The 11,828-nt window shown below is 43.9% G+C and carries 13 protein-coding genes; all 13 read right to left on the bottom strand.

The window, feature by feature from the left end:
• Window positions 1–130: 130 nt before the first annotated feature.
• Window positions 131–1,144 carry a response regulator gene (locus T546_RS0107380; RefSeq protein ID WP_026891066.1) on the bottom strand — a complete coding sequence of 338 codons (1,014 nt, stop codon included), beginning with the start codon at window positions 1,142–1,144 and terminating at the stop codon, window positions 131–133.
• Window positions 1,145–1,146: 2 nt separating this feature from the next.
• Window positions 1,147–2,478 (bottom strand): PocR ligand-binding domain-containing protein, encoded by a 1,332-nt coding sequence (locus tag T546_RS0107375; protein ID WP_026891065.1) that lies wholly within the window; start codon window positions 2,476–2,478, stop codon window positions 1,147–1,149.
• 121 nt (window positions 2,479–2,599) lie between these two features.
• A complete protein-coding gene (locus tag T546_RS0107370) occupies window positions 2,600–3,742 on the bottom strand; it encodes a 1-propanol dehydrogenase PduQ (protein WP_026891064.1) in 1,143 nt (380 codons plus the stop codon).
• 42 nt (window positions 3,743–3,784) lie between these two features.
• On the bottom strand, window positions 3,785–5,200 hold the full coding sequence (locus T546_RS0107365) for an aldehyde dehydrogenase family protein (RefSeq protein WP_026891063.1): 1,416 nt from the start codon (window positions 5,198–5,200) through the stop codon (window positions 3,785–3,787).
• Window positions 5,201–5,246: 46 nt separating this feature from the next.
• Window positions 5,247–5,888: a phosphate propanoyltransferase gene (locus T546_RS0107360; RefSeq protein ID WP_026891062.1), complete on the bottom strand. Its 642-nt coding sequence runs from the start codon at window positions 5,886–5,888 to the stop codon at window positions 5,247–5,249.
• A gap of 37 nt (window positions 5,889–5,925) precedes the next feature.
• On the bottom strand, window positions 5,926–6,201 hold the full coding sequence (gene pduA / locus T546_RS0107355; protein WP_024837721.1) for a propanediol utilization microcompartment protein PduA: 276 nt from the start codon (window positions 6,199–6,201) through the stop codon (window positions 5,926–5,928).
• 38 nt (window positions 6,202–6,239) lie between these two features.
• The gene (gene metK, locus T546_RS0107350) at window positions 6,240–7,424 is read right to left on the bottom strand and encodes a methionine adenosyltransferase (protein ID WP_026891061.1); all 1,185 of its coding nucleotides are present in this window, start codon (window positions 7,422–7,424) and stop codon (window positions 6,240–6,242) included.
• A 24-nt stretch (window positions 7,425–7,448) separates the two neighbouring features.
• The gene (locus T546_RS0107345; protein ID WP_026891060.1) at window positions 7,449–8,762 is read right to left on the bottom strand and encodes an aldehyde dehydrogenase; all 1,314 of its coding nucleotides are present in this window, start codon (window positions 8,760–8,762) and stop codon (window positions 7,449–7,451) included.
• Between the two features lie 45 nt (window positions 8,763–8,807).
• On the bottom strand, window positions 8,808–9,071 hold the full coding sequence (locus tag T546_RS0107340; protein WP_026891059.1) for a EutN/CcmL family microcompartment protein: 264 nt from the start codon (window positions 9,069–9,071) through the stop codon (window positions 8,808–8,810).
• Window positions 9,072–9,141: 70 nt separating this feature from the next.
• Window positions 9,142–9,897 (bottom strand): BMC domain-containing protein, encoded by a 756-nt coding sequence (locus tag T546_RS23040; protein WP_051629655.1) that lies wholly within the window; start codon window positions 9,895–9,897, stop codon window positions 9,142–9,144.
• Window positions 9,898–9,919: 22 nt separating this feature from the next.
• Entirely contained in the window at window positions 9,920–10,645 is a 726-nt protein-coding gene (locus T546_RS0107330; protein ID WP_026891058.1) for a hypothetical protein, read from the bottom strand.
• 51 nt (window positions 10,646–10,696) lie between these two features.
• Complete coding sequence (gene pduA, locus T546_RS0107325; RefSeq protein WP_024837727.1) at window positions 10,697–10,975, bottom strand: propanediol utilization microcompartment protein PduA; 279 nt, start codon at window positions 10,973–10,975, stop codon at window positions 10,697–10,699.
• A gap of 59 nt (window positions 10,976–11,034) precedes the next feature.
• Window positions 11,035–11,808 carry a propanediol utilization microcompartment protein PduB gene (gene pduB / locus T546_RS0107320; RefSeq protein ID WP_026891057.1) on the bottom strand — a complete coding sequence of 258 codons (774 nt, stop codon included), beginning with the start codon at window positions 11,806–11,808 and terminating at the stop codon, window positions 11,035–11,037.
• Window positions 11,809–11,828 lie beyond the last annotated feature (20 nt).

Raw genomic sequence — 11,828 nt, 5'->3', positions numbered from 1 at the left:
AAGGAAGCATTTAAGTTGTCCCTCCCATAACTGGTCAGTTTTTCTGCATAATCTGCAGGCGGTCTGTCCAAAAAGTGATTTCCTGTTACATAAAAAAGCTTCCGGCATGGGCGGAAGCTTTTGACACGACTTAGTGAGATGATTTCTTGCGCGTCTCACTTTTATATTCTTTCACAGTTACCTTCTCATATTTCTTAAATACCTTGCTAAAATAGCTGCTTTCATTATATCCAAGGCGAAAGGCTACATCGGCAATGCTGTCTTCGGTAAAATAAAAATACCCTTTTGCCAGATGTATCTTTTTCATATGAATATACTCTGTGACACTTACATTAAGCTGCTCACGGAAAATACGGCTTAGATATCCCTGGCTGATGGCACAGTTTTCTATAATGGTATTAAGTGTAATATCTTCTTTGATATGATTTTCTATATAGAGAAATATATTTTCCAACAGGGAATAACGGTTGATGCTGTTTTGCTGAAACAGATAATCCATCACTCGGAAAAGCCAGAGCTCCGATGTCTTTCTTTCAAGAATCAGTGCTTCATTAATAGGAAACAGCTCTCCGATCTGCACATTCTCATCGTAGACCATTCTGGTGTCTAAAAGATTCTGTCCGATATAAGTGAAAAGTTTAATCAGTCTTACGGAATCCCCGCCTGCCATCTCATAAATACCGTCAATGATTCCGGAAAGACTTCTGTAAAATTCTCCAAAGTCTTTTTGCCTTAGAAGCATTGCAAGTGCCTCATGATGATTCATAACGGTATCTTCATGATTGGTCTTGTAGTTCTCCAGTATCTTTTTTAAGTGGCCCCATGTAACGGGTTTCTCCAAAACATCCTTTACTTCATCTCTTGCCATGCTACGGACAAAAACATGAGTTGAAAAGGCGGAAAGCATATAAATGGTGATTTCCGGATCAGACTGATGAATGATCCTGCTGGCTTCCAGTCCTGTCATGCCAGGCATCATCATATCCATAAATACAATGTCTATGGAACCTTCATTGCATGCTCTTACTGCGCTCTCTCCATCGCCTACTACCTGGACTATTTGGAATGATTCATCTCGGGATATTAAAATCTTTAAGGCTTCCTGCATTAAAATATCATCATCTGCAATCAGAACCCTATACATGATTATTCCGTCCTTTCTTCGTAATGTTCAGGCCAGATCAGAACGTTTTTGCACCCCTTATTCCTAGTGCCCTCTGATATGATTTTATACTCTTCACCAAAAAGCCTTCTCATCTTATCCCTGGCATAATCTTTCCCCAAGCTAATGTAATACCCTTCGTGCTTGTCCTTAAACGCCTCATATTTGGCTTCTAATTCCACTTCTGAAAGACTGGGCCCATCATCGCTGATCTCAAGGACTAAGTTGTTATTCCTTATGGACCCGCCTATGGAAATCTTTCCCCCCTGTTTTTTTAACGCGATTCCATTATACAGGGCATCCTGAACAAATGGCAGTAAGATACCGGAAGGCATCTTTCTCATATGCATCTCTCTTGGCACCTGAATGGAATAATTAAGCCGGTCTCCCAGCTTCTTTTTTTGAATGAGCAGATAATTTTCTGCATGATCCAGCTCTTTTGATACTGGGACAAAGGTACCCTTGTCCATACATTTATATTTCGTATATTCAATAAAAGAACCCAGAAATTCCTGAAATTGTTCTTTATCTTCTATAATGGATAGGTTCATGAGAGAAGTCATCACATCCATGGTCTCACAGGGATTGAAATTCATCTTCAGTTCCTGGAGTTCCATGTTCTTTTTTGCAATTTCCTTGACTAGGAGCTGATTGGCTCCCTGAATTCCTTTTATCCTCTTCTTTAATGCGTCTTCATGAAGATGTTTGCTGACTTCATTTTCACTTAGCTGATTGATTACAAGGAAAACCAAATTGGCGATATCTAAAAACTTTTCATAGGGAAAAACAGGAATTTCCTTTCGAAACTCCTCACACTTTTCTCTTACCTCCTTTGATTGGTCCGAACGCATCACAGAAGCCAGGCGGCTTACGGATTCAGGGGCATCCACACACTGGACCTGTCCCCCGATAAAGCCTCCCAGATAATGCCCTCTGACAATGATGGGGATTGCCATCTCTAACAGTCCGCAGGGGCAAAAATATACATTGGCCTTTTTTGTGACTGCTGCTTGGATAGAGCCAAAGGCATCCGAAGATTTGCAGCCTTCTATGGCCTCTTTGCTGTTTCGAACCTGATTGCAGAAGCCGGAAAAAAACGTTGCATCCGTAATAGGTTCCCCTCTAAAATCCACCGTAACAAATGCCACACCGGTAGCTTTTGAAAGACTCTTTTGGATATTCTCCAGCTTTTCCTTTCCAAACAAGTGGATGATATCCAGTTTTGTCATGTTACCGTCTTCATCCATACTGAAATAGTCATCTGCGGAATCCGACTGCATCTCGGCTAAATGAAGCAGTTCCTGATATTCTTCCATCCTTATAACCTCTCCTTGCTGCTATGTTTTATGTCATCTTCTTGTAAATGATTTATTTCTATATCAGAATAACACAAGAAGACCGGGCTGTCATATAAAACAGCTCGGTCTTATGATATTATTATCCTTTTCTGCCACTCTCCCTGCCCTCGTAAATATCCAACAGAATTTTCTGTATCCCGGGACCTGCGATTTTAGTAGGGGTGGTGGCAAAACAGGCATCCATAAGAGCATTATCTACCATATTTTTAAGTTGCTTTTCATATTCCATCCGGTCAATTCCAAGTTCCATAACAGAAGACGGCATCTTCATGCAGCGCATGAGAGCTGTGACCAGCCCTTTGATTGCTTTTACGGCATCCCTGGAGTCTTCCTTTGCTTCTGCCAACTGTACTTTTACTGCAAGTGCGGCATACTTATTCATGATTTCCTGGCTTGTACAATTATATTCTATTACATGATTTAACAATATAGCATTTGCCAGGCCATGGGGAATGTGAAAGGTTCCCCCAAGTTGATGGGCTATGCTGTGATTGATACCAAGACCAGCCGTATTAAATGCGATTCCTGCAAGGGTTGAGGCTTCCTGCATCCTGGTTCTGGCTTTTATATCATTGCCATCCTTGTAGCAGCCAAGCAGGGATTTTAACAAAAGCTCAATTGACTTTTCTGCCATAGCATCAGAGAAGGCGTTGGCGCCGGTGGCAACATAAGCCTCTAATGCATGGGTCAGTACATCCATTCCCGTATTCGCCGTAACGACCTGAGGGACTGACAAGGTCAGTGTTGGATCTAAGATTGCTACATCAGGAAGGATTTCCTCCGACGAGATCAGGTGCTTGCTCTTGTTGTCAGGATCCGTTATGACAGAAGCTTGAGTTACCTCAGATCCAGTTCCGCTGGTTGTTGGAACTGCAATAAAGAGGGGCTTTTTAACAAGTTCTTTTACCATGGAAAAATAAATGATTCCTTTTGCGGTATCAATGGCAGATCCCCCACCAAAACCTATAACAATATCCGGTTTTACCTGAAATATCATACAAAGTCCCGATCCTACCACCTGGATGGTTGGATCAGGGATGGCTTTGTCAAATAATTCTACGGCATTGCCGGAACAAAGAATGTCTGTTAAATATGTAACAGCTCCATTTTCTGAAAGGAACTTATCACAAACAATTAAAATCCGCTTATTTTTTATACCTTTTAAATACTCTCTTGCCTGGTTGCCTTCCTGTATTCTGGTCTTCATGGTTACATTTGACATATGCGTTTCTCCTTCTTTTCCAAGAATATAAGCCGAACCGCTTTACCGGATGCTGAATGCATCGGCGAGAACGCATTTCCGTTTTCTGCAGAAAGATCTTGCTGAGGTAAGGCCTTCTCCGGTAGGTCCTGCAATGGTGAATGTGGTATGGCCTTCTCCGCCTGCTCCGATTCCTGCAAAGGATGGTGCATTTTTTACAAAGATTGTTGTTTCTAATATTTTTGCCATCTTGCTTAATTTCTCTACGTTCTGAGAGTGCATGATTGCGGTATGGCGGTTTCCCTGCTCTGCTTCATAGGCATATTCAATGGCAGTATCCACGTCAGAAACACGTACAATTGGAAGAATGGGCATCATCATTTCTTCCTGGACAAATAAATCATCCTTTGGTACTTCCATGATGATCACACGAACAGAATCTGGTACCTTTACTCCCAGCTGATCCAGGATATAGACTGCACTCTTTCCAACGAAGGAAGTCTTTGGACCGCCTTTTTCTGTGGTTACAAGAGCTTTTAATGCTTCGATCTGCTGTCTATCCGTCATCAGATAGGCACCATTATCCTTCATATACTGGATGAGGTGATCACAGATGGAGTCTACGGCAAATACTTCTTTCTCTGCAATACAAGGAACGTTATTGTCAAAGCTGCAGCCATCTACAATATCCTTTGCTGCTTTTTTAATATCTGCGGTTTCATCAACGACCACAGGAGGATTGCCTGCACCTGCTCCAATGGCTTTCTTTCCGGAGGAGAGAACTTTCTTTACAATGGAAGGGCCGCCGGTAGCAACTAAAAGGCGAACTTTGGGATTGCTTATCATCTTTTCCGTATTCTCTAAAGATGGCTCTTCCACCATAGCAATTAAGTTGGATGGAGCACCCGCTTCTATTAATGCTTTATTTAACATCTTAACAAGAAGTCTGGACACCTTTTTCGCTCTTGGATGAGGGCTGAAGAGAACGGTGTTTCCACCTGCGATCATGGAAATGGAGTTATTGATAATGGTCTCCGTTGGATTGGTGGTGGGAGTGATGGCACCAATGACTCCAAAGGGACAATACTCAATGAGAGTAAGACCGTTATCCCCTGTGACTGCCTCGGAAATCAGATCTTCTGTTCCAGGAGTTTTTTCCGCTGCCAGACGGTTCTTAATAAGCTTATGCTCATAACAGCCTATCTCTGTCTCTTCCACTGCCAGTCTTGAAATCAGCTCTAAGTTTTCTTTGTTTAAGACCGTTTTTCGGATTACATCTACATATTTCTGGCGGTCAGCCATGCTGGTATAAAGAAGTTTTTTCTGTGCCTTTTCAGAAGCTTCTATGGCTTCGTCTATTGTTGAGAAAAGACCGTATCCTTCTTTTCTTTGCTCTGTTACATTCATCAATTGCTCTGACTGAATCTCACGTAAAACCTGTTCTACCATTTGTTCAATTGCTTTTAAATCCATATCCAAGTGTCTCTACCTTCTTTCCCTTATTGTGAATCTGTTTTAGAAATCCTTATCGTTCTTTTCTAATGATTACATGATCGCCGTTGCTTAAGGAAAAGGCATTGGCTTCATCAACGTCTACGTGCATTTCCAAAGCGAACTGATCCGATACACGAACCAGAACATCTCCAAATACACCCCGTCTTTCGCCAAATGTCTCTACTTCTACCATATCTTTGTCCTTAAGGCCAAAAGCATCTGCCTGTGCAGGCGTCATATGGATATGGCGTAAAGCAACGATCGCACCACTGGAAAGAGAAACAATGCCTTTGGGACCGATTAAATCCAGTCCCGGAGTTCCTGTTAAGTCTCCGGATTCCTTTATGAGAGGACGGATTCCAAGACGGAAACTGTCGGTCTTTGATACTTCGACCTGACTTTGTTTTCTCACTGGTCCAAGAATCCGTACCCGTTCAAATTCTCCCTTAGGGCCTCGTATTGTTACTGTCTCATTGCTTGCAAACTGTCCCGGTTGTTTTAAGTCGCCTTTCCTGGTCAGTTCATAATCCTTTCCGTAAAGTATGTCTAAATCCTGTCTGGATACATGGACATGCCGGTTCGATACCCCAATGGGAACTTTATGTGTGTCATAATCTTTCATTTTCTCGATGACCCGCCTGGTAACAAGCTTGATTAATTCTTCTTTATCCATGATTCCCTTTTCCTTTTGAACTGGTTTTTACCCCTTATTATAATTTTGGCAAAATCTTCTCTACATCTGTATGAGGTCTTGGAATGACATGGCAGGATACCACTTCCCCTACATTTGCTGCAGCCGCTGCACCTGCGTCTACGGATGCTTTTACAGCGCCTACGTCTCCACGAACCATAATCGTTACAAGACCAGAACCGATTTTCTCGTATCCTATCATTGTTACATTTGCTGCTTTCGTCATTGCGTCTGCTGCTTCAATAGCGCCTACCAGACCTTTTGTTTCCACCATTCCTAATGCTTCATTAGACATTTGTTTATCCTCCTATTTTTGGTTATACGAACCTTCTATTAAAAAGCTAACTGTCTTAATATCCATGCCTTATCTGTTTCTTCCCAGCAAAATCCCTGATTTGTTCTTCCAAAATGCCCGTAAGCGGCTGTTTTTTGGTATTGGGGTCTTTGAAGTTTTAATTTGGAAATACAATCGGAAACCCCAAAAGAGAATACATTTTTTACAACCGCTTCCAACTGATGGTCTGAAATAGTACCGGTTCCAAAGGTGTTGACCGTAATTGCCTCCGGTTCGATTCCTCCGATAACATATGCAAGGGCTACTTCACATCGATCTGCCAGACCTGAGGCAACAATGTTCTTTGCCACATAGCGCGCCATATAGGCTGCCGAGCGGTCCACCTTCGTAGGATCTTTGCCGGAAAAAGCACCTCCGCCATGCTTTCCAATGGTACCATAGGTATCCACCATTAACTTTCTTCCGGTGACTCCCGTGTCTCCTGCCGGACCTCCTATGACAAACCGTCCCGTAGGATTGATATGGATTCTTGTCTCAGGCGTTATAAGGCCGGAATCTATCACCGGCTCAATGACCATACAGCGAATGAATGCATGAAGTACCTCCCGGCTAACTGCTTCGCTGTGCTGGGCAGATACAACAATGCTGTGAATTCCCACAGGTTCCCCTGACTGGTTATAGCGCACCGTAACCTGGGTCTTTCCATCCGGATATAAAAAAGAGGCTCCCTGGGCCTTTCTGACCGAATCAAGCCGCTCTGCCAGACGGTTTGCCAGATAACAGGGCAGAGGCATCAGGCTCTCTGTCTCATTGACAGCGTAGCCATACATAACCCCCTGGTCTCCTCCGCCAAGTACTTCCTTCTCCCCGTCTTTGCCTTTGGTAACACCAAGGGAAATGTCTGGAGACTGATTATGTATATTGGTAAATATCATGCAGGTATCTGCATCAAACCCTTTTCCAGATTCCACGTATCCAATGTCTCTGATAATCTCCCTGGCTGTTTTAACCACATCAATCCGGGCGGTTGAGGTGACTTCTCCTGCCAGCATCAGGGTGTTTGTAGAGGCCATAACCTCTACTGCCACTCTGGATGCAGGGTCTTCCTTCAAATATGCATCTAAAATCCCATCTGCAATCTGGTCACAGACCTTATCCGGATGCCCCTTTGTAACGGATTCAGAGGTCACCAAATAGGTTCTATCCTCGCACCTTTCAAACATTCCTTCAACCTGCTTTCTCAATGATTAACGGAGGGCGAAGCCGTCGGTCAGCGTACACCTTCTCCTACGGGTAAAATGCCTTGCAGTGACAGTTCCCTCTCCGGTTGTCGTAGCGACCGTAAAACTGGCGTGCCCTTCCAGATCAAATCCAACTCCCAGTAAAGACGGGCCATTTTTTACGAATACAGAGGTCTGCATCTTTTTTGCTGCACGGCTTAAATGTCCAATACATTGGGAATGAATGGTGGCTGTGTGTTTCAGTCCCTGCTCTACTTCAAGAGCCGTCTCTAATGCTTCATCAAAATCAGAAACCTTAATCAGAGGAACCAGGGGCATTAAAAGTTCAAGAGTCACAAAGGGATGGGTCTTATCCGTTTCTGCCACAATCAGCTTTACAGGAGATGAACAGGAGATTCCTGCGCTGGCAAGTATCTTATCAGCACTTTTTCCTTCCAGCTTTTTATTCACCATTAAGTCTTCTGTTACAGCAACTTTAAGAAGCTTTTGAATTTCTTCCTCATTTTTTACATAATAGACCCCGTTCTTTAAAAGTTGATAAATAAAAGCGTCAGCTGCCTGCTCTGTCACGATCATGCACTTTTCGGAAGTACACATTAAATTGTGATCAAAGGCTGCACCACGGACAATGTCATAAGCTGCCTGCCTGATATCAGCCGTCTCATCTACAATGGTGACCGGGTTTGCCGGTCCTGCTGCAATCACCCGTTTACCGGAAGCCATTGCCTGATTTAAAGAGTCCGCACATCCGGTGCACACCACCAGGTCTACATCCGGGTGACTCATAATCTCTTTTGTATATCCCATAAGACTTTCATGGAGTGTTACCACAATATCCGGAATATTACAGGTGGTGAATACAGCATTGCTAATCACCGCCGTCACCAGCTGGGATACCCGCAGTGCTCTGGGATGAGGGCAATGTATCACGCTGTTTCCTGCTGCAAGCATACCAATGGTATTATTAATGAGGGTCGCACAAGGGCTGGTGGAGGGCAAAACCGCGCACACAACGCCTACGGGAGCAAGCTCATATAGAGTCATGCCGTGATCGCCTGTGTTGATTTCTGAAATAAGATCCTCCACACCTGGAGTTTTTTCTATGGCAAGACGAATTTTCTCCGTCTTATCTGCCTCATTTCCCATACAGGTCTCTGCCACAGTCAGTGCCGCCAATTCTGCTGCCATGGGGCGAAGTGCCGCTCTTACTGCTTCTACAACTTCACGCCGCTCATTTAAAGTCAGCTCTGCATATCTTATTGATGCGGTCTTTGCTGCTGATACGGCAGCCGTTACACTGGAGTAAATACTGCTAATCATATGAATTCTTACCTCCTTTCCTTTAAAGCTGATAAGGTGAACCTTTTAACCTACCACGGTATCAACGATTCCAATAATCGCCATGTCAATCACAGCTTCCCGCTTCTTCTTATCTACGCGGACAGAAGAGCCCTGGCCAATTAAAACGACTTCGCCCACTCCTGCCCCTACATAATCTACTGCCACTTCTTCAGAATCTATGAAATTGCCTTGGGAATCAATCCTGCGAACGATCATCAGCTTGTAGCCCGTTAAGGTCTCATCTTTCCTGGTCGCTACAACAGTACCTGTAATCTTTGCCAGTCTCACTTACGTTCCCTTTCCTTTCCCGGACACAGAAATTCCCCACGAACTTATGTGTACCGCCTAAATCCTGAGATTATTTTTTATTTTTATGTCCCGCCGTTTTTTTCGCTTCAGAGGGGTTTACAGAAGAAGCCTTTTCTGTTCCCGCCTGTGGTTCAGTCAGTAATTCAACCTGTGATTCAGTCTGTGGTTCCTGTGCTGGTTTTTCTTCTACTGCCTGTTCCACTAATGCTGGTTTTTCTTCTAGTTTAACTTCTGGCTTAACTACTAGTTTAACTTCTGGTTTAATTTCTGATTTAATGGCTGGTTCAACTTCTGGTTTAATTTCTGGTTTAATGGCTGGTCTAACTTCTGGTTTAGCTTCTGATTTTGCTTCTGATTCAACCTCTGGTTTAACTTCTGGTTTAACTTCTGACTTTTCTTCCTCTGGTTTTACCGTCTCTTTTATGACTTCTTTTACGGTTGTTTCCCCTGCAGTCCCATCTTCTTTTTCTGCCTGCGTTTGCACCTTGGCAGAATCGGACGGCTGGATGGGCGCATCTGTTTTTGTATTCTTAGCAGCTCCAAAAATCTGTTCCACAGAATCTGCAGGCCGGGCAATGACTTTAAAGGACACCAGCTTCTGGTTTTCCAATCCTGTCTGCTTTCCTGCGCTTACAGCCGCATTGACTGCTCCCACATCTCCGGCAACCTTAACGGTCATATAGCCTTGACCTTTGGAGTTTTCAATCTCCAGAATTGTTACATTGGCTGCTTTGACCATGGTATCAGCTACCAGTACTGCCGTTGACAATCCCTGGATTTCAACCAATCCTAATGCCTGTTTCATTGAATCACCTCACAACTTATATTTACTGTAAGACAATGTTTAATAACCTTGCCCTGTCTTTTGCTAAATCTGTAATGATATCCCCCTCATTTAAAAGAAGTACTCCACCTGATGCATGCTCTTCTACATTGGATGCCGTTATGAGCCTTTTTCCACGGATTGCACATTCACTGGTCTTTTCCTTTGCGGCGACACTCTTAACGGAATCTGACCGGCAAAGACTTTTGCAGGAACCGATTTCTATTCCATATTCCAAAAGCTTTCTGTAATAAGATAAAATCTGTTCCTGATAGGCTGGCTGTTCCTTTCCGGAAAATGGAGTGAGCCCAGACTGTAAAAACAGGATCCGGCTTCCCGCCCGAAAACAAGCTGCCAACCAGGTAGTCTCAAAGGTATCGTGAATGCACAGAGCGGTCTTTACCGCCACCTCTGTGGCAACCACCGGAAAAACCGTGACTGAATCTTCTAAATCTGTCGGAATTCCCTGGGAATAGTACCGTACTCCTTCACAGGATGAAAAATTTCTAAAACAGGTCTCCCGTCCCTCCGCCTGCCATTCATCGGGAATGACAGGGCAGACACGGTGTTCACCTGTTTTCTGTATTTCTTCTAAAAATTCGTAATATCTTTCATCCCAGGCTGAGGTACAGACCATATACAAGAGTTTCTTTTCTCTTTTTCCTTCTTCTTCCAGTCTCTTTAAGATTTTTAGCACCAGCTGCTTTAGCTGCTCTTCACTAATCGTCAATTCATCCACCTCATTTCTGGTAACGGGGCTATCATCGCCCCATAACCATATTTACTGAAGAGTTGGAAGAACTTTTTCAACATCAGTATGAGGACGAGGAATTACATGAGTAGAAACTAGCTCGCCTACGGATGCTGCTGCGGAAGCACCTGCATCGGTTGCTGCCTTTACGGCTCCAACATCTCCTCTTACCATAACAGTTACAAGTCCTGAACCGATTTTTTCATATCCAACTAATGTTACGTTTGCTGATTTTACCATTGCATCAGCTGCTTCAATTGCTCCTATTAAGCCTTTTGTCTCTACCATACCTAATGCATCTGCGCTCATTGTAAAGCCTCCTTATTATTCCTGAATGTTTTCGTTCCTAGTTTCCAGACACACCCTAGTTAAATGTAAGGGGTCTCAGAGGTTTTTGGTTCATCTCCCAAGGCTCCAAGCATTTTTTTGCCTGCTTCGATGGCGGCCCGCACGGCCTGCCTTACTGCTCCGGAATCTCCGGTAAAGGTTAAGATCACCTCGTTGGAATAGCTGGTTCCTGATGCCGGGGAGCTATAGCCTACCACTTCAACATTGGCTGCTTTAACTGCAATATCTGCCAAAACAGTACCAATGGCTGCGGGACCTGCACAGGTCATACCAAATGCCTTGCCTACTGGTGCTCCAAGTGCCTTTTCCAGACAGTAGCTGGCTCTTGCCGTATACTGGAATTCCAGATGTCCTGCATCATTGGAGTAAACATCTCCAAAGTACTTTGGCAGCACCTGAAGTGCGATTTCCACTGCTCTTCTGGCATCGGATACATCTTCTGCACCGATGTAGATTAAACTTCCGTGTCCGGCTCCGCCTTTGGTATCTCTTGGAAGCTCTACAGAAATGATCTCTGTATTGGTTGCCTTTACTGCTTCATCTACAGCCCATATCTGGGGCCCCGCTCCGACTCTGCCTCCAATAATACCAACCGAACGGTACTTGCCTAATTTCATAGCCTCCGCAAGCATTGGGTCAACGCTGGCAATTACAAGTCCTATGGTATCGCCAATGGCAGTTCCCACAAATTCAGTCATCCCGATTCCGTTTGCTGCCGGACGTGTTGTTTCTTTCTTGATTCCAAGCTCATCAGATACTTGTTTCATTACTTTTTCAATTAACTGCTGATCCATTCTTTTCCTCCATTCTCAAT

The sequence above is a fragment of the [Clostridium] aerotolerans DSM 5434 genome, assembly GCF_000687555.1.
GTDB classification, from domain to species: Bacteria; Bacillota; Clostridia; order Lachnospirales; family Lachnospiraceae; genus Lacrimispora; species Lacrimispora aerotolerans.
This window is presented reverse-complemented; position numbering and strand designations above follow the sequence as displayed.